The sequence below is a fragment of the Arthrobacter sp. UM1 genome (assembly GCF_020483305.1).
Taxonomy (GTDB): Bacteria; Actinomycetota; Actinomycetes; order Actinomycetales; family Micrococcaceae; genus Falsarthrobacter.
The window spans coordinates 259615-277309 of record NZ_JACWAB010000003.1; the positions used below are offsets into that span (position 1 = coordinate 259615).

General features: G+C 72.5%; 14 protein-coding genes. 5 read left to right on the top strand and 9 right to left on the bottom strand.

What is annotated here, in order from left to right:
- Positions 1–49 precede the first annotated feature (49 nt).
- Entirely contained in the window at positions 50–1825 is a 1776-nt protein-coding gene (ptsP, locus tag H9I38_RS06280) for a phosphoenolpyruvate--protein phosphotransferase (protein WP_226337901.1), read from the top strand.
- Between the two features lie 1028 nt (positions 1826–2853).
- On the opposite strand, the gene H9I38_RS06285 is transcribed toward ptsP, so the two are convergent.
- The 7 genes from H9I38_RS06285 to H9I38_RS06315 form a co-directional block, all read right to left on the bottom strand.
- Entirely contained in the window at positions 2854–3126 is a 273-nt protein-coding gene (locus H9I38_RS06285) for an HPr family phosphocarrier protein (RefSeq protein WP_226337902.1), read from the bottom strand.
- 159 nt (positions 3127–3285) lie between these two features.
- Positions 3286–4425 (bottom strand): mannitol-1-phosphate 5-dehydrogenase, encoded by a 1140-nt coding sequence (locus H9I38_RS06290; RefSeq protein WP_226337903.1) that lies wholly within the window; start codon positions 4423–4425, stop codon positions 3286–3288.
- Complete coding sequence (locus H9I38_RS06295; protein WP_413463525.1) at positions 4425–6518, bottom strand: PTS mannitol transporter subunit IICBA; 2094 nt, start codon at positions 6516–6518, stop codon at positions 4425–4427. Before H9I38_RS06295 ends, H9I38_RS06290 begins: the two co-directional genes overlap by 1 nt.
- The gene (locus H9I38_RS06300) at positions 6499–7359 is read right to left on the bottom strand and encodes a TetR/AcrR family transcriptional regulator (RefSeq protein ID WP_226337905.1); all 861 of its coding nucleotides are present in this window, start codon (positions 7357–7359) and stop codon (positions 6499–6501) included. The genes H9I38_RS06295 and H9I38_RS06300 overlap by 20 nt, the downstream gene beginning before the upstream one ends.
- 120 nt (positions 7360–7479) lie before the next feature.
- On the bottom strand, positions 7480–8928 hold the full coding sequence (locus H9I38_RS06305; protein ID WP_226337906.1) for a dihydrolipoamide acetyltransferase family protein: 1449 nt from the start codon (positions 8926–8928) through the stop codon (positions 7480–7482).
- Between the two features lies 1 nt (position 8929).
- The gene (locus tag H9I38_RS06310; RefSeq protein WP_226337907.1) at positions 8930–9922 is read right to left on the bottom strand and encodes an alpha-ketoacid dehydrogenase subunit beta; all 993 of its coding nucleotides are present in this window, start codon (positions 9920–9922) and stop codon (positions 8930–8932) included.
- A gap of 3 nt (positions 9923–9925) precedes the next feature.
- A complete protein-coding gene (locus tag H9I38_RS06315) occupies positions 9926–11230 on the bottom strand; it encodes a thiamine pyrophosphate-dependent dehydrogenase E1 component subunit alpha (protein ID WP_226337908.1) in 1305 nt (434 codons plus the stop codon).
- Between the two features lie 235 nt (positions 11231–11465).
- Between H9I38_RS06315 and H9I38_RS06320 the strand changes: the two genes are divergently transcribed.
- Positions 11466–11915, top strand: coding sequence for an Lrp/AsnC family transcriptional regulator (locus H9I38_RS06320; protein WP_226337909.1), 450 nt, complete (start codon positions 11466–11468; stop codon positions 11913–11915).
- Positions 11916–11974: 59 nt separating this feature from the next.
- On the opposite strand, the gene H9I38_RS06325 is transcribed toward H9I38_RS06320, so the two are convergent.
- A complete protein-coding gene (locus H9I38_RS06325; protein WP_226337910.1) occupies positions 11975–13252 on the bottom strand; it encodes an MFS transporter in 1278 nt (425 codons plus the stop codon).
- A complete protein-coding gene (locus H9I38_RS06330) occupies positions 13249–13968 on the bottom strand; it encodes a siderophore-interacting protein (RefSeq protein ID WP_226337911.1) in 720 nt (239 codons plus the stop codon). The genes H9I38_RS06325 and H9I38_RS06330 overlap by 4 nt, the downstream gene beginning before the upstream one ends.
- 105 nt (positions 13969–14073) lie before the next feature.
- Between H9I38_RS06330 and H9I38_RS06335 the strand changes: the two genes are divergently transcribed.
- The 3 genes from H9I38_RS06335 to H9I38_RS06345 all read left to right on the top strand — a co-directional run bounded on the left by H9I38_RS06335 (position 14074) and on the right by H9I38_RS06345 (position 17617).
- Positions 14074–16155, top strand: coding sequence for a penicillin acylase family protein (locus tag H9I38_RS06335; RefSeq protein ID WP_226337912.1), 2082 nt, complete (start codon positions 14074–14076; stop codon positions 16153–16155).
- Positions 16156–16306: 151 nt separating this feature from the next.
- Positions 16307–16882 (top strand): GNAT family N-acetyltransferase, encoded by a 576-nt coding sequence (locus H9I38_RS06340; protein WP_226337913.1) that lies wholly within the window; start codon positions 16307–16309, stop codon positions 16880–16882.
- Positions 16883–17086: 204 nt separating this feature from the next.
- Complete coding sequence (locus H9I38_RS06345) at positions 17087–17617, top strand: hypothetical protein (RefSeq protein WP_226337914.1); 531 nt, start codon at positions 17087–17089, stop codon at positions 17615–17617.
- The last annotated feature ends 78 nt before the right edge of the window (positions 17618–17695 follow it).

Sequence of the window (17695 nt, forward strand, 5' to 3'; positions counted from 1 at the left end):
GAGCCCTCGCGTAGGCTGGGTGCACGAACCACAGCTTCGAAGGACGGTTATGAGCACCCCTCACGCATCCCCCCAGTCCGTCATCGCCGGCACTCCGGTGAGCGCAGGCCGCGTCGTCGGCACCGTCAAGGCCATGGCGGGGCCCGTCACGGAGCCGAGCCCCGGCAGCCAGGTGCCCGTGGACTCCAGCCCGGAGGCGGAAGCACAGCGCATCAAGGACGCCGCAGCCGCCGTCAAGGCGCAGCTGAGCGAGCGCGCCGCGACCGCGTCCGGCAGCGCGAAGGACGTGCTCAAGGCCACCGCCCTCATGGCGTCCGACCCCACGCTCACGAAGTCCGCCGTCAAGCTCGTCAAGAACAGCGGGCTCAGCGCGGAGCGCGCGGTCTGGGAGGCGGCGGACGGCGTCGTCGAGCAGCTCGTCTCGCTCGGCGGGTACATGGCCGAGCGCGCCGCGGACGTCCGGGACGTGCGCAACCGGATCGTCGCGGAGCTGCGCGGCGAGCAGGCGCCCGGCATCCCCGCCTCTGAGACGCCGTTCGTGCTCGTGGCGGTGGACCTCGCGCCCGCGGACACGGCGACGCTCGACCCGGCCAAGGTCCTCGCGCTCGTCACGAGCGACGGCGGCCCCCAGTCCCACACCGCCATCCTGGCCCGCCAGCTCGGCCTCCCCGCGGTCGTGGCCGCTCCCGGCGCGGACAAGGTCGAGTCCGGCACCGAGGTCTACGTGGATGGGGCGGCCGGCACGATGAGCCTCACCGTCTCCGACGAGCAGCGCGAGGCCGCCCGGAAGTTCGCCGAGCTCGCGGCGAACCCCCTTGTGTTCGACGGCGACGGCCGGCTCGCCGACGGGACCCGCGTGCCGCTGCGCGCGAACATCGGCTCGGCGGCGGACGCACGTGCCGCCGCGGAGAAGAAAGCCCAGGGCGTGGGCCTCTTCCGCACCGAGTTCCTCTTCCTGGACCGCGAGGACGAGCCGAGCGTCGAGGAGCAGACCGCCTCCTACGCCGAGATCTTCTCCGCGTTCGGGGGCGCCGGGGCCGCCGGGGCTGCCGGGGCTGCCGGGGCTGCCGAGGCCGAGCGTCCCAAGATCACCGTCCGCACGCTGGACGCCGGTGCGGACAAGCCGCTGCCCTTCCTCACCGAGGCCGGGGAGCCCAACCCGGCGCTCGGCGTGCGCGGCTACCGCACCCACACCCGCTCGCTCGAGGTCCTGACCAACCAGCTCGCGGCCATCTCCGCGGCGGCCCAGACCACCGGGGCGGACGTGTGGGTCATGGCCCCGATGATCGCGACCGTGCCCGAGGCGAAGCACTTCGCCCAGCTCTGCGCGGACGCGGGGATCGAGCACGCGGGCGTCATGGTCGAGGTGCCGAGCGCGGCCATCCGCGCCGAGTCCATCCTGGGCGAGTGCGAGTTCGCCTCGATCGGCACCAACGACCTCACCCAGTACGCCATGGCCGCGGACCGCATGCTCGGCGCCCTGGCGGAGCTCAACGACCCGTGGCAGCCGGCGGTGCTCGACCTCGTCAAGGCCACGCACGTGGGCGCCGCCGCAGCGGCTGCCTCCTCCGGCGAGGAGCGCTCCGTGGGCGTGTGCGGCGAGGCCGCGGGCGATCCGGCGCTGGCCGTGGTCCTCGTGGGCCTCGGCGTCAACTCGCTGTCCATGACCCCGCGCTCCCTGCCCGCCGTGGCGGAGGTGCTCAAGTCCGTGACGCTGGAGCAGGCTCGGGATCTCGCGGAGCTGGCCCTGGAGCAGGCCTCTGCCGCCGAAGCCCGCGACGCCGTCCGCGCCGCTCTCCCGATCCTGGAGGACCTGGGCCTGTAGGCCCGGGGGCAGTTTCACGCAGCCGGGGCCGGGCGGGCGAACCCCGCTCCGCCCCGGCCGCTCTGTGTCCGGGCCGTTCCCGGATCCGCACTCGTGTGCCGGCGGCCAGGGCACGGTACGCACCCCTTTTCGCCACCACACCCGGTTTAGGGGCTAAACACCCGGAATCGAGCAGGATTCTGAGCAGAAACGGGTGCGGATGCGCGGGAGGGGCGAAAACGGGTGCGGCCTGAAACCTGGCAAGCGCAGCGCCCGCCAGACCCACCCATCAGAGGCGAGGCGACCCCGTTCGCCGTCGTCGTCGCCCACGACACCCTGACCAGGATCCACCGGCAGGCCTCGAGCCGACCCAGGCGCCTGCACTTCCGCACCCCTTTTCGCCACCACACCCGGTTTAGGGACTAAACACCCGAAATCGAGCAAGATTTTGAGCAGAAATGGGTGTGGTCGCGCGGGAGGGGCGAAAACGGGTGCGGCCTGAAGCCTGGGAAGCGCAGCGCCCGCCAGACCCACTCATCAGAGGCGAGGCGGCCCCGTTCGCCGTCGTCGTCGCTGACGACTTCATGCCCTGAATCCGCCCCCGGGCCTCGAGCCGACCCGGGCCGCTGCGCTTCCACACCCCTTTTCGCCACCACACCCGGTTTGAGGGCTAAACACCCGGAAACGAGCAGGATTCTGAGCAAAAACGGGTGCGGATGCGCTGGAGGGCACGGAAACGGGTGCGGACGCGCGGGAGGGCACGAAAACGGGTGTAGCCGCCCCCTATGTGCGCGCAAGCGGACGGGCCAGGACGTGCCAGGACGGGCCCGGGCTGGGAGACGATCGGACGCGCCAGGACACGCGAAAAGGGGCGCCCGGCAGAACCGAGCGCCCCTCAGGGCCCCTCATGGAGGCGAGACGGCGGAGGCGAAGCGGCGCGGTCGAGGCGGCGGGACGGGCGGCAAGGAAGCCGAAGTCCCGGCCCCGCACCAGGCCCCTCGCACCCGGCCCCTCGCACCCGGCCCCGCGCGCCCGGCGCGACGCCGGGACTACTCCGCGTCGAGGTCGCGGGAGAGGAGGTCGACGAGCTCGTCGAGGGCCTTGTCCGCGCCATCGCCCTCGGCTCGGAGGGTGACCTCCTCGCCGTGGCCGGCGCCGAGGCCCATCAGGGCCAGGATGGAGGCGGCGTCGACGGGCTCCTCGCCCTGCTTCTCGATGGTGATGTCGAGGTCCTCGTACTCGCCTGCGGCCTCGGCGAAGATGGCCGCCGGGCGGGCGTGCAGGCCGGACGAGGATGCGATGGTGACGGTGCGTGCTGCCATGGTGGTGCTCCTTTGTCGGTGTGGCGTGCCCAGGCGGGGTGCCTGCGCGGCGGCTTCTGCCGCGCGGTGTCCGCCTGGCGGCTGCGGCGCGCGAGGCGCCTTTCAGCCGAGTCTAGGGGGTGGGTGTTGGGTGTCCGCGGGTGGTCTGCCGCGATGCCGTCAGCGGCCCTGGGCCTCGGTGACGACGCCGACGACCCCGGCGAACAGCGGGTGCTGCGCGTCGAGGCCCGTGACCTTGGAGGCGAACTCCTCGGCCCCGAGCTCCTTGAGGTCCTTCTGCAGCTCGACGGACTCGGGGTCCGAGGGGACGTCGAACCGCAGGGCCGCGCCGACCGCCGCGAGCAGCGCCGACGTGGAGAGGCCTCGCTCGGCCGCCTCCGCCGCCGGGCCGATGAACCGCTCGTGCCGCGAGATCTTCCGCAGCGGCGCGCGGCCCACGCGGGTCACGGTGTCCGGGAGGTGCGGGTTGGCGAACCGGGCCAGGATCTTGTCCACGTAGGCCTGCTGCTCCTCCGGGGAGAAGCCGTGCTTGGCCACGAGGAGGTCCTTGGTCTCCCCCAGGACGGCCTCGACCTTGGCGTGCACGTCCGCGTCCTCGAGGGCGTCCGAGAGCTTCTCGAACCCGGCCGCGAAGCCGAAGTAGGCGCTCGTGGCGTGCCCCGTGTTCACGGTGAACAGCTTCCGCTCGATGTACGGGCCGAGGTCCTCGACCCACGTGACGCCCGGGATCTCGGGCCGGTTCTCGCCGAACGGACCGGACTCGATGGCCCACTCGAAGTAGGTCTCCACCTTGACGTCCAGGCCCTGGCCCGGCTCCTGGTTGGGGACGATCCGGTCCACCGCGGTGTTCGCGAAGACCGCCTTGCCCTCGATCTGCGACTCCGAGAGGTGCTCGCGGATGTGCTCGGCGAGGGTGTCCGTGGCGTTGATGGCGTTCTCGCACGCCATGACCACAAGGGGCTTCGAGCCCTGCGGGCGCGCCGCGATCCCAGCCGCGATGGCCGGTGCCACGAACTTGAGGATCGAGGGCCCCACGGCGCAGGTCACGATGTCCGCGCTCGCGATCTCCTCGATGAGCTTCTCCCCCTCGGTCGCCGAGTTGACGGCGGAGAAGTCCGTGACGACGACGTCGCGGCTCTCCTGCCCCACCTCGTGGACCGTGTAGGAGTCGGCCGCCTTGAGCTGCTCGATGAGCTCCTCGTTGACGTCCGCGAAGACGATGTGGATGCCCGCCCCGTGGAGCAGCGAGCCCACAAAGCCCCGCCCGATGTTTCCGGCGCCGAAGTGAACTGCCTTCATCAGCCGTTGACCTTTCCGAGAATGCTGAGGATGTCCTCGTCAGTCCGCGCGTCCAGGAGCTGCTGGACCGCCGTCTTGTCCGAGAAGACCTTGGCGATCTTCGAGAGGATGCTGAGGTGGTCCTTGCCCTTGCCGGCGATTCCGACGACGAACTTGACCTCCTTGCCGTTCCAGTCGATGCCGTCCGGGTAGCGGACGAACGAGAGGGCCGACGACGAGATCAGGTTCTTGGCCTCATTCGTACCATGCGGGATGGCGAGGAGGTTGCCCATGTAGGTGGGCACGGACGCCTCGCGCTCGTGCATGGACTCCACATACGAGGGCTCGACGGCGCCGGCGTCCACGAGCAGGCGCCCGGCCTCGTCGATCGCCCCGGACTGGGACGCGGCAGAGCCGCTCAGCACGATCGTGCGCGCAGAGAGGACTCCGTCCTGCGGGGCGTCCGCCGTCGTCGTCCCGTGGGAAGCGGCCGCCGCCACACCGGCCGTGCCCGCCGCGGTGGCCCCGACCGCCGAGGAGCCCGCAGCGGCGGAGCCGGAGGCAGCGGGAGCGGACGCGGGGGCAACAGGCTCGGCGGACTGGGGCTCGGCCGGAGCTGCGCCCTGCTCGTCGAGGGACTCGACGATCTCGTCGTAGCGCGGCGAGCCCATGAAGTTGTCCACGGTGACCATGCGGGCGGAGGGGACGCGCTGGGCGGCGCGGTCGGCGAGGTCCTGGTGGACGACGACGAGGTCCCACTCGTCCTTGAGGTTGGCGATGGCCGAGTTGGTCACGGAGACCTCGCTGTGGCCGGCCGCCTTGATCTTGTTGCGGAGCACGGAGGCGCCCATGGCGGAGGAGCCCATGCCGGCGTCGCACGCGAAGACGATCTTGCGGATCGGGCCCGAGGCCGCGGCGCCCGCGCCGGCGCCCGTGAGAGCGGAGGCCACGGAGGACTTCTTGCCCTTCATCTCCTCCATGCGGGCGGTGGCGGCGTTGAGGTCGCCCTCGCCCTTGTCCTTGGAGAACCGCAGGATGAGAGAGGAGACCGCGAACGAGACCGCGGTGGCTGCGAGGACCGACATGATGACGCCGAAGTGGCTGCCCGGCGCGGTCATCGCGAGCACCGCGATGATCGAGCCCGGGGCCGGCGAGCCGACGAGGCCCACGTGGGTCATCTGCAGCACGGCCACGCCGGTCATGCCGCCGGCGATCGTGGCGAGGATGAGCTGCGGCTTCATGAGCACGTACGGGAAGTAGATCTCGTGGATGCCGCCGAGGAAGTGGATGACGCCCGCGCCGATGGACGAGGTCTTGGCGGCGCCGCGGCCGAAGATCATGTACGCGAGGAGGACGCCCATGCCCGGGCCGGGGTTGGCCTCGAGGAGGAAGAGCATGGAGCGGCCGGCGCTCTGGACCTGCTCGGTGCCGAGCGGCGTCAGGATGCCGTGGTTGATGGCGTTGTTGAGGAAGAGGACCTTGGCCGGCTCGATGATGATCGAGGTCACCGGCAGGAGGTCATGGGAGACGAGCCACTCGACGCCCTTGGACACGGCCTGCGTGCCCGCGCTGACGAGCGGCGCCACGAGGAAGAAGCCGAAGACCGCGAGCAGGCCGCCCCAGATGCCGGCGGAGAAGTTGTTGACGAGCATCTCGAAGCCCGGCTTGATCTTGCCGTCCCAGAGCTTGTCCCACTGCTTCATGGACCAGCCGCCGAGCGGGCCCATGACCATGGCGCCGATGAACATCGGCACGGAGGAGCCCGTGATGACGCCCATCGTGGCGATGGCGCCGACGACGCCGCCGCGGTGCTCGTGCACCATCTTGCCGCCGGTGTAGCCGATGAGCAGCGGCAGGAGGTAGGTGATCATCGGGCCGACGATGCCGGTCCACGGCACCTCCTGCCCGTCCACCGTGTGGGTCCCGAAGCCGCCGAGCTGGGCCACCGGGAAGTAGCCCTTCTCGATGAACAGGGCCGTGATGAGGCCCCACGCGATGAACGCGCCGATGTTCGGCATGACCATTCCGGAGAGGAACGTGCCGAACTTCTGGACGCCCGTGCGGGCGCCGGCCGCGACGGAGCGCCGCGGCGTTTCAGTGGTTGCTGCCATGATCATCCTTTGTGCCCGCGGACTGAGCGGGGTCGGGGTTGGAGATGTCCGCCCGGCGGCCGGCGGAGACGGCGTGCGGGGCCGGGGCCCCTGCCGAGTCAGCCGCACCGGGGACGGCCGGAGCCGCCAGACGGTCGAGCCATTGGAGGAACAGCGCGAACTCCGGCTCGGAGAGCTGCTGCGGATTCGCGGACTGGAGCGTCGCGTTGAGCGCGATCGCCGCGGAGACGAGCGACTTCTGGCCGTCCTCGGCCGTCCATCCCGTCTCGGTGAGCAGGGAGCGGAGGATCCCGTCCCTCGAGGCCCGGGAGACGGCGAGCTCCTCCCCCTCCTCCGGGTCTGCGATGAGCATGAGCGCCGCGCCGATGTTGGCCGCGAGGAAGGACCGCTGCGCGGCCTCCGGGCTCACGGCCAGCCCGCCGAGACGGGCGAGCGCGCTCATCGGCTGCTCGCTCAGGCGCTCGGCGATCTCCACTCCGGCCTGCCGCGTGCGGGTGGCGCCGAAGAGGAGCTCGAAGAGCTGCGGGTGCCGGCGCCCGTAGGCGACAACGGCGTCCCACGCCTGCTCCAGCGCGAGCCGGGGCGGGCAGGAGGCGGAGGAGGAGTGCCGCTCGGCGTAGGCCGCGAAATGCTCCGCGGCCGCCGCCTCGAGCAGCGGGTCCTTGCCCCCGAAATGGTGGTACAGCGTGGGCGCGGTGACCTCCGCCCGGTCCGTGATGGCCCGGGTGGAGACGGAGGCGGCGTCCTGCTCCGTGAGCAGCTCCAGGGCGGCGCGCACGAGCCTCTCCCGGGCGGGGACCCGGGTTCTGCTGTGCAGCTCTGATGCCGCCATGAGATCAGTCACGAGCGATATAGTACGCCATATAGCAACGCTATATGAACCCCGTCACAATAAACGGGGACGGCGGGCGCCTTGGCCCGGGCCGGCCCGGCGCGGATCGAGCCGGGGCACCGGGCCCGCCGCCTACAGGTGGGCGAGGAGCGCCTTGGGATTCTCGATGCAGTCCGCCACGAAGCGGAGGAAGCCGCCGGCCGCGCCGCCGTCGCACACGCGGTGGTCGAAGGAGAGGGTGAGCTCCATGACCTGCCGGACCCTGACCTTGCCCTTGTGGGCCCAGGGGCGCTCCACGATCCGGCCGAGGCCGAGGATGGCCGCCTCCGGCGCGTTGATGATGGCGGCCGAGCCGTCCACGCCGAAGACCCCGTAGTTGTTGACCGTGAAGGTCCCGCGCGTGAGCTCGGCGGGCGTGCACCTGCCCTCGCGGGCCTTGGCGGTCATGTCCCGCAGGGCCGCGTCCAGCTCCGCGGCGCTCATCCGGTCCGCGCGCTCGAGGGACGGGACCACGAGGCCGCGGTCCGTCTGCGCGGCGAAGCCGAGGTTGACGCCGTCGAACCTGACGATCTCGCTGCCGCCGTCCGTCTCCTCGATCCTCATCGCAAGCTCGGGGTGCCGCTCGAGGCCCGCGAGGACGAACCGGCTGACGAACGCGAGCAGCCCTGGTGCGGAGCCGGTCTGCTCCTTGAGCGAGGCGCGGAGCTTCATGAGCCGCGTGGCGTCCACGTCCACCCAGACGGTGGCCTCCGGGATCTCGCGGCGCGAGCGCGTCATCGCCTCGGCCACGGCCTTGCGGACTCCCTTGACCGGGGTGCGCTCGGCGACGCCGAGGCCCGTGCGGGGGTCGGCGGTTCCCTGCCCCGACGTGGTGGCCGGACCCGACGCGGCTGCCGGCGCGGACGCGGACTGCATGGCCTTCTCCACGTCGGCGCGCAGGACGAGGCCGTCGGGGCCGCTGCCCGTCAGGCTCGCCACGGCCACGCCGTTGTCCCGGGCGAGCTTGCGCACAAGCGGGCTCGAGACGCGCGGCGCATCGGCTCCGGCACGCCTCTCGCCGGAGGCGGCGCCACCGCCGTCGTTCTCAGGAGCAGAGGCGCCGGAACCGGAGACCGGCGCAGCCGAGCGCGGGGCCCGGCGCCGCCGGGACGCCGCTGCCCCGCCCGGGGTGCCGTAGCCGATGAGGACGGCGCCGGATCCGCCGTTGTCGTCGGACGGGCCGGGGGCCGCAGCCGCCTCGGCGGACGGGGAGGTGGCCACCTCGGGGCGGTCGGACGGGGAGGCGGACGAGGACGCGGGCGCGGCCGAGTCCCGGGGTGCGGAGGCCTCCGGAGCAGCCTCGCCCTCCTTGGCGATGGTGATGAGCGGCGACCCCACCTCGAGGGTCTCGCCGGGCTCGCCGTGGAGGGTCGCCACGGTGCCCGCGAAGGGCGAGGGGACCTCGACGGCGGCCTTGGCCGTCTCCACCTCGACCACCGGCTGGTCCACCGCGACCGTGTCCCCCACGGCCACGAGCCACTGCGAGACCTCGGCCTCGGTGAGGCCCTCGCCGAGGTCCGGGAGCATGAATACCTGGCTCATCTCAGTCCTCCCACTGGAGCGAGTCGACGGCGTCGAGGATGCGGTCCACGCTCGGGAGGAAGTGCTCCTCGAGCTTCGGCGCCGGGTACGGGATGTCGAATCCGGTCACGCGCAGCACCGGCCCGCGCAGCGAGTGGAACGCGCGCTCCTGCACGCGCGCCGTGATCTCGCTGGCCACGGACGCGAAGCCGGGCGTCTCGGCGATGACGACGGCGCGGCCGGTCTTGCGGACCGAGGCGGTCATCGTGGCGTCGTCGAGGGGGACGATGCTGCGCAGGTCCACGACCTCGAGGCTGCGCCCCTCGGCCTCGGCGGCCTGGGCGGCGGCCATCGCCGTCGGGACGGACGGGCCGTACGCGATGAGCGTGGCGTCCGTGCCCTCCCGGGCCACGACGGCCTTGCCCTCGTTCGGCGCGGCGCCCTGCTGCGGGGTGTGCTCGAGCTCGGCCTCGGCCTTGGACCAGTAGAGCTTCTTCGGCTCGAAGAAGACCACGGGGTCGTCCGAGTCGATGGCCTCGCGGAGCATCGTGTAGGCGTCCTGCACAGTGGCGGGCGTGTACACCTTGAGGCCGGGCGTGTGGGCGTAGTAGCTCTCGGACGAGTCGCAGTGGTGCTCCACGCCGCCGATCCCGCCCGCGTACGGCACGCGGATGACCATCGGCACGGAGAGCTTGCCGCGCGTGCGGTTCCGCATCTTGGCCACGTGGCTGAAGATCTGCTCGAGCGCGGGGTACGCGAACGCGTCGAACTGCATCTCGACGACGGGCCGCAGCCCGTTCATCGCCATGCCGAGCGCCGTGCCGATGATGCCGGACTCGGCGAGCGGCGAGTCCCAGCAGCGCTGCTCGCCGAACCGGGCCTGGAGGCCGTCCGTGATGCGGAAGACGCCGCCGAGGCGCCCCACGTCCTCGCCGAACACGACGACGGACGGGTCCGCCTCCATCGCGTCCGCGAGCGCCGTGTTGAGGGCCTTCGCGAAGGTGGTCTGTGCCATGGCCTAGGCCTCCGTTCCGTGCTCGGCGCCGCCCGCGACGGTGCCGGCCTGCTCTGACGCGTGCTGCTCGCGGGAGAGCTCCTCGCGGAGCATCTCCTGCTGCTCCCGCATCTGCGGGGTCTTCTGGCTGTAGACGAAGTCGAAGAGCTCCTCCGGGTTTGGCTCGAGGTCCGCGTTCATGCCCTCGCGCAGCTCGGCGGCGGTCTTCTCCGCAGCGTCCTTGATGCGGGCCTCGGCGGCGGCGTCGAGCAGTCCCCGCTCGGTGAGATAGGCGCGGGCGCGGAGGACCGGGTCCTTGGGCGCCCACTCCTGGACCTCGGAGTCCTCGCGGTAGCGGGTCGCGTCGTCGGCGTTCGTGTGCGCCTGCATGCGGTAGGTCTGCGCCTCGACGAGGAGCGGGCCCTGGCCGGCGCGGCAGAGGGAGACCGCGCGCTCGAGGACGGCGAGGAGGGCCACGAGGTCGTTGCCGTCCACGCGCTCGCCCGCCATGCCGTAGCCGACGGCCTTGTGCGCGAGCGAGGGCGCCGCCGTCTGCGCCTTGAGCGGCACCGAGATGGCGTACTGGTTGTTCTGGACGAAGAAGATCACGGGCAGCCGGTACACGGCGGCGAAGTTGAGGGCCTCGTGGAAGTCGCCCTCGGAGGTGGCGCCGTCGCCGCACATCGCGAGGACCACCGTGCCCTCGCCCTTGAGCTTGGCCGCGTGGGCCACGCCGACGGCGTGGAGCAGCTGCGTGGTGAGCGGCGTGGACTGGATGCCGACCTTGTACTGCTGCGGGTCGTAGCCGCCGTGCCAGTCGCCGCGGAAGAGCGTCATCGTCTCCAGCGGCGTGACCTTGCGGGTCATGACGGCCACGGAGTCGCGGTAGGTGGGGAACATCCAGTCGTTCTCCCCGAGGCAGAGCGCGGCCGCGACCTGGCAGGCCTCCTGGCCGTGGCTGCTCGGGTAGACGGCCATGCGGCCCTGGCGGACGAGCGCCGAGTTCTGGTCGTTGACCCTGCGGCCGACGACGAGCGCCTCGTACGCCGCGAGCAGGTGCTCGTCCGCGGGGATCGGGTACTCGTGGCCGGGCTCGGTGCCCTGCTCGTTCTCCGGCAGCAGGCGCCCCTCGGGGCTGATCATGCGGATCTGGCCGCGGGCGGGCAGAAGGTAGTCCTCCGCCGTGATGCCGAACTGCTTCCAGGCCTGGGGCTCCGGGGCCTCGGTGTTCTCCGGGGCGGCCGGAGCGCTGGCGCCCTCGGGGGCTGCGGTCTCCGTGCCCTCGGGCGACGGCGCGTCCGCCGGGTGAGGCTGTGGCTCGTGAGGCATGGTGCTCCAATCCTCAGGGGTCTGCACGTGTGGCGGCGGTCTCGCTGGGGTGTGACGCACACGACACGCAATTTTGTTAGGTTCATTCTGCTTTTGGTGCGCCAATCGTTTCCACTCGAGGGGTGAATCGAGGACGGAATGTCCGCACAGAGCCCATGCGGAGGTCAGAATGCGCGTCAGAGGATAGAATCAGCGCAGAACGGCTTCCGGAACGGAAAGGACGGCGCGCCACAGCATGGACCACAGCCCCCTCGACGAGACCGACCTCGCGATCCTCCGCGAGCTCCGGGCGGACGGCCGCCTCTCCGTCTCCGCGCTGGCCGAGGCGGTCCACATCTCCCGCTCGCACGCCTACTCACGGCTCACCCGCCTCACGGAGGCCGGGGTCATCACGGGGTACCGGGCGGTGGTGGACCCGTCCAAGGCCGGCCGCCCCGAGAGCGCCTACGTCTTCCTCAAGGTCCGGCAGTCAGCGTGGCGCGAGCTGAAGAGCGCCCTCCTGGAGCTGGACGAGCTCGAGCACTACGCGCTGGTGGGCGGCGAGTTCGACGTCGTCCTCCTCATCCGCGCGCGCGACTCGGCGGACCTGCGCAGGATCGTGTTCGAGCGGATCCAGCCGCTGCCGGGAATCGTGGACGCGCGGACGTCGATCGTGTTCGAGGACGGCCCCGGCCCGAGCTGGTAGCCGGCGAGGGCCCGCCGCACTCCCCGCCGCTCTCCGTTTGTGGCGCGTTTCGTGCGATTTCAGGCGTCAGAATGCACGGAACGCGCCACAAATCCAGGGGAGGCCGGGGCAGGGGTGGCCGGGGAAGCAGGCGAAGGGCCCTCCGCCGGGCGGCCCAGCATCCGGAACGCGGCCCCGCTGCCGCAGAGGGCCACGGCGGTCATGATCCACGCCGAGGCGGTGTAGCCCGCACCCTGCGCCACGGTGAGCGCAACCCACGCCGAGAGGAACGAGAGGCCGAGCGGGATGCAGGTGAGCAGGGTGAAGTCGGAGCCCGCGTGCGTCCGGCGGGCGAAGCGCAGCGCCTGGGTGTAGACGGTCACGTTGAGCATCGTGTAGCCGGAGAGCAGCAGCGCCACGCCCGCGCCGGACCCGACGAGGGTCCCGCCGCCCGTGAAGACCGGCGTCAGCGCCGCGGCGCCTCCGGCCAGGAGCAGACTGCCGAGGACGATGCCGCCCCGCCGGCCGAGCCGAGCGTCCACCTGTCCGGCAAGAAGTCCGGCGAGCAGGGCCGGGATCGAGGCCCACGTCAGCGTGATGAGCCCGATCTCCGAGAGGCTCCGCCCGGCGTCCCCGAGCGCGGGGGTCACAAGCGAGTACACACCGGCCGCCCCGGCGTAGAGCAGCGGCATGACCGCGAGGCACCACCTGCGGCAGGCGGGGTCCCGGAAGACGCCCCAGAAGTCCCTGCGCCACGGCGCCGCCCCGCCGGCCCCGATCTCGGCGGCGGCCAGCTCAGGCTCGCGGTAGCGGAAGACCGGGACGAGGACGAGCGCCGTCGCGCCCGCGAGGAAGAGGGCCGCCGCCGGGAGGCCCCAGCGGTCTGCGATGACCACGGCGCCTGCGCCGCCCACGAGGTTGCCGAGGTAGCTCGCGGAGACCTGGATCGAGCTGCCGATGTCCCGCAGCCGCCCCTCGAGGCCGCGCACGGAGATCGCGTCCGCCGCGATGTCCTGGGTGGCGCTCATGACCACGAAGAGCGCGACGACGGCCGACAGCGCCCCGAGCTGCTCCCCCGGACGCGAGAAGAAGGCGAGGCCGAGCAGCGAGAGCACCATGCCCGACTGCAGCACGAGCAGCCAGGAGCGGTAGTGGCCGGCGCGGCCCCGCGGCGAGAGCCGGTCCACGAGCGGCGCCCAGAGGAACTTGAGCGGCCAGAAGAGGCCGAGCAGCTGGATGAGCCCGAGCGAGGCGAGGCTCACGCCCTCCTGGCGGAGGATCGCAGTCAGGCCGACGGTCAGGAAGCCGACGCCGATGAACTGCGCCGTGTAGAGCGAGGCGAGGAGGCGGATGGTCACGCGTCCGCCCTCCAGTAGCCGAGCGCGGAGACCTGCTTCTTCGCAAGGCCCGCCTCGGAGCGGAGCCGCTTGACCACGCCGCGGGTCTTGGCCGCCTCGAGCGCCACCCAGACGCGCTGGTCGCCGCGGCCGGCCCGGCGGAGCAGCTCGTCCTCCACGCGGCGGCCGCCGGGCAGGCAGCGGACGAGCTCGTGGCGGTCCTTGAGGCGGACGGGGACGGCTGGGTCGTCGTCGTGCACGCTCTCGAGGAGGACGGTGACGGGGGTCTCGCCGAGGCGGTCGAGGAGGGAGTTCACGGCAGGGAGGGAGGCCATGTCCCCCGCGACGAGGGTGGAGGCCCACTCGTCCGTGCCGGGGGCGTCCGCGTCCCAGTCGTAGCGGCTGCCGAGGAGCGAGGCCTCGATGGTCTGGCCCGGCTGGGCCGCGCGGGCCCAGTCCGCCGCCACGCCGTCGTGCAGGGCGAACTCGAGCCACGCGCGGCCGGTCTCCGGGTCGGGGTCCACGAGCGTGAAGGCCCGCTGGTGCGGGCGCCCCGCGTCCTCGAACCAGAGGCGCAGCCACATGGTGGGGTGGATGTCCGTCTCCGCGAGCAGGCCGCCGCAGTCGACGAGGAGGCGCAGGAAGTGCCCGCTCACCTGCTCGCGATCCAGCACCGTGAGCACGGTCTGCTTCGACCCCATGGCCCTGACCACGAGGCGCTCCCAGCGCGGACTCATCCATTCCCCTTCCCGTGAATGCAATAACGCAACAATGCTATGCTCCAATTATTTGTTTAGGCAAGGCTACCCTCAACACCTCCTCACGCTCCGAAAGACTCTCCCGTGCAGATCTCCGTGAACCGCTGCCGTCTCGGCATTCCCACCGTGACCGCCGACGGCCCGGAGGGGCTCGCATTCGGCCAGGGCGCCGCCACCGCGCAGGACCGGGCCTGGCAGCTCACGGTGGACGCGTGGCGGCTGGGCGGCCTGGCGGAGGAGGCGCTGGGGGCTGAGCACCGGGGCCTCGACGAGCTCGTCTCCGCCGTGGACCTCCCCGGCATCGCGCGGCGCTGCCTCGAGCGGGCCGAGCCCCGCGCCCGGGACTACTGCGCCGCCTATGCCCGCGGAGTCAACGAGCACCTCGCGGCAGGGCTGGCCGGGGACCCGCTCTCCCGGGGCGCCGCGCTGCCCGCGCCGGAGTGGGAGGAGTGGACGCCGGTAGGCATGATGCTGCTGGCGCACCTGCTCTTCGGCGCCTTCCCCGAGAGCCTCTGGCGTCTCAAGGCCGGTTCCGCGCTCGGCGAGGAGCGGGCGCGGGCGTTCCTCTCCGACCCGGTCCTCACCTCCGGCAGCAACGCCTGGCTCGTCCCGGGCAGCCTCACGAGCACAGGGCGGCCCCTCCTGTGCGCCGACCCCCACCGCCTCCTCGAATGGCCCGGCCCCTACCAGCAGGTCCGCCTCCGCGCGCCGGGCATCGAGGCGGACGGCCTCGCCTTCCCCGGGTTCCCGGGCGTCCCGCACTTCGGCCAGACGCCCTCGGCGGCCTGGGCGGTCACCAACGCCATGGCGGACTCCCAGCCGCTCGTGCGCCTCGGGCCGGGGGCCGGCTTCGAGAGCCCGGCGCGCTCCGCTCCGGGCGACGACGACGGCGGGCCGTGCGGGCGGGAGCACGACGGCGGCTGGCCCGTCGTCGCCCACGACGCGCACGGGCCGCTCGGACTCGCCTGGAGCGCGGACCGGATCGGGGACGGCGGGCTCGGCACGAGCCTCGCCCTGCTCACGGCCCGCAGCACGGAGGACGTGGCGGAGGCCTTCGCGGCCTGGACCGATCCCGTCGACGACGTCCTCGCCGCCGACGCCGCCGGGTCCGCCGTGCGCTTCACCGCCGGGCGGGTTCCCCGACTGGACCCCGAGGCCCGGGCGCGACCCCTCTCCCCCGGCGAGCTCGAGGCCGCCGGGTGGGAGGAGTTCGAGGTCCGGCCCCTGCACGCCCCCGAGGCCGCGGCGAACGAGAGGAAGGCGGACGGACCCCGGCTCGGCTGGACGTACTGCTCCCCGCAGCGGGCGCTGCGCATCCGGGAGCTGCTTCACGGGCTGTGCGAGGCCGGCCCCGTGCGGCCAGAGGACGCGGCGGGGATCGCGGCGGACACGCTCGACGCCGAGCTGCGCTCGCTCGTGCGGGCCCTGCTCGGGGGCCCGGTGAGCCCGTCAGACTCCGCACCCGCGGCAGACCGAGAGGCCGTCGAGGGGGTCGGCGAGGTCGGTGAGGCGGTCGGCGAGTCCGTCGAGGCGGTCGGCGAGGCGACGGAGGCGCTGCGTCAGCGGCTGCTCGCGTGGGACGGGCGGTTCGAGGCGGACTCCGAGGCGGCCGGGGAGGTCGCCGCGTGGAGACACGAGCTCGTGCGGATCGTGGCGGGGCTGCCCGCCTTCGCCTCGCTGTTCGAGGAGAGCGGCCTGCGCCCGGTCGGCGGAGAGCTGTTCGCCCCGTGGCTGGACCCGCTGGTCCGGATCGGCCTCTCGCTGCCCGGGGTTCTCGCCCGGGCCGACCTCTTCGGGTTCGACGCGGCGGAGGCGGCACGGCAGGCCGTCGTCGTGCTCGCGGAGAAGCAGTCCGTGCGGAGGACGTGGGGCGAGACGCACCTGGCCGTTCCGCTTGTGACGTCCGCGGCGGCGGAACCGCGGCCGGCGCCGGTGGGCGTGGGCGGCGACGCGCAGGCCGTGCTCTCCGCAGGCTCGATCCCGGGCGTCGCGGACGCGTGCCTGCGGGCGCCGGTGGCGAGGGTGCTGTGGGACGTCGGCGCGCCCGAGCGCTCCGCGTGGGTCATCCCGTGGGGCGCGAGCGGGCGGCTCGACTCGCCGCACTCCGGCGACCAGACCTCGGCCTGGGCCGCCGGCCGGCTCTTCCCCGTGGCGGCCTCCTCCTGACCCCGTCCTTCCCGCCCCTTACCGTTCCATCCGCCGTTCCGACCAGCCGCCCTTTCCGTTCAACCCCGCCTTTCCAACCAGCCGCCCTTCCCGTTCCGCCCCGCTTTCGCCGCCCACTCCACCCGATCCCGACCTTTCAAGGAGCATCACCGTGCACGAGCACTTCCCCGCCCCGGAGCCCCTCGGCTTCGGCTTCGCCATCCGGCCGCTGGACCCCGCGTCCGACGCCGAGACCGTCCACCGCTGGACCCGCGAGTCCCGGGCGCGATTCTGGGGCATGGAGCCGAAGGGCCTGGAGGAGATCCGGGACATCTATGCGTGGATCGGGGACTCCCCGACGCACCACGCCTACGTCATCAGCCTGGACGGGCACGACGTGGCTGTCTTCCAGACCTATGACCCCGCACATGACGAGGTCGGCGAGGCCTACGCGTCCCGCCCCGGCGACCTCGGCGTCCATCTCATGGTGGCCCCGCGCGAGGAGACCCCGGCGAGCGCCTCCCCCTCGGGCGGCGACCCGGGGCTGACGACGGCGCTCCTCGGCGTCCTCGCCCCGGCCGTGGTGGCCCGCACGGGGTCGCGCCGCATCATCGCCGAGCCGGATGCCCGGAACCGCGCCGCAATCGAGCGGCTGCGCTCCTTCGGGTTCGAGCTCGGGGACCAGGTGTGGCTCGAGGGCCAGGGCAAGACCGCGCAGATCGCCGTGCTCGACGTGGCCCATTCATAGCGCTCATCTGTTGCGAGTTGGAGGAAAGAGCGGGCCCATTCCTCCAACTCGCAACAGACGAGGGGCGCCGGGCAGAGCAAGGGGCAGAGACGACCGCCCCGCTGACTTCAACTCGGACCCCGCTGACGAAGAATGTGTGCCGCATCACATACCAGGGAGTAGATTGAGTGCACCCTGCATCTCTCGCATCCCCCGGGCGGCACCATGGTCCTCAACGGCTTCATCTCCGACATCCACCACTGGATGGGCGGCCTCAGCCCTGTGCTTCAGTGGCTCATGCTCATCGTGCTCGGCGCCGTGCCGTTCGTCGAGGCGTTCCTCAGCGCGATGGTCGGAACGCTGCTCGGCATCCCGGCCCCGCTCAGCATCGCGGCCGGCATCGCGGGAAACCTGCTCGCCGTGAGCCTCTGCACCGTGTTCGGGAAGACGGTGCGGGGGTGGTGGCAGCGTCGTCGTGCTCGGCTCGCGGAAGAAGGGCGCGGGCACCGCTTCTCCCCGAGCGCCGTGGAGGGCCGGGAGGAGACGAAGCTCGCGCGGGTGCTGCGGCGGTATGGCGTGCCGGGGCTGTGCCTGCTCGGCCCGCTCACGGTGCCGAGCCAGGCTGTGGCCCTCGTGGCGGCCGGGACGTCGGCGCCGCGCTCGCGGGTCCTGCTGCTCATCGCGGTGCCGGCGGTGGTGCTGGGCGTGGTCGGCGGCGTGCTCGGGGCCCTGGGGGTCAACCTGCTGACCCGGTGAAGGGTCCGGCACCGGCCCCGGCTGCTCCGGCCGTCCCCTCCTCCTCTCTCCTCGTTTGTTGCGAGTTGGAGGAAAGAG

Coding starts and splice junctions, on each gene's coding strand:
- ptsP (WP_226337901.1), top strand. CDS start 50: ATGAGCACCCCTCACGCATCCCCCCAGTCCGTCATCGCCGGCACTCCG.
- H9I38_RS06285 (WP_226337902.1), bottom strand. CDS start 3,126: ATGGCAGCACGCACCGTCACCATCGCATCCTCGTCCGGCCTGCACGCC.
- H9I38_RS06290 (WP_226337903.1), bottom strand. CDS start 4,425: ATGAAGGCAGTTCACTTCGGCGCCGGAAACATCGGGCGGGGCTTTGTG.
- H9I38_RS06305 (WP_226337906.1), bottom strand. CDS start 8,928: ATGAGCCAGGTATTCATGCTCCCGGACCTCGGCGAGGGCCTCACCGAG.
- H9I38_RS06310 (WP_226337907.1), bottom strand. CDS start 9,922: ATGGCACAGACCACCTTCGCGAAGGCCCTCAACACGGCGCTCGCGGAC.
- H9I38_RS06315 (WP_226337908.1), bottom strand. CDS start 11,230: ATGCCTCACGAGCCACAGCCTCACCCGGCGGACGCGCCGTCGCCCGAG.
- H9I38_RS06320 (WP_226337909.1), top strand. CDS start 11,466: ATGGACCACAGCCCCCTCGACGAGACCGACCTCGCGATCCTCCGCGAG.
- H9I38_RS06330 (WP_226337911.1), bottom strand. CDS start 13,968: ATGAGTCCGCGCTGGGAGCGCCTCGTGGTCAGGGCCATGGGGTCGAAG.
- H9I38_RS06345 (WP_226337914.1), top strand. CDS start 17,087: ATGGTCCTCAACGGCTTCATCTCCGACATCCACCACTGGATGGGCGGC.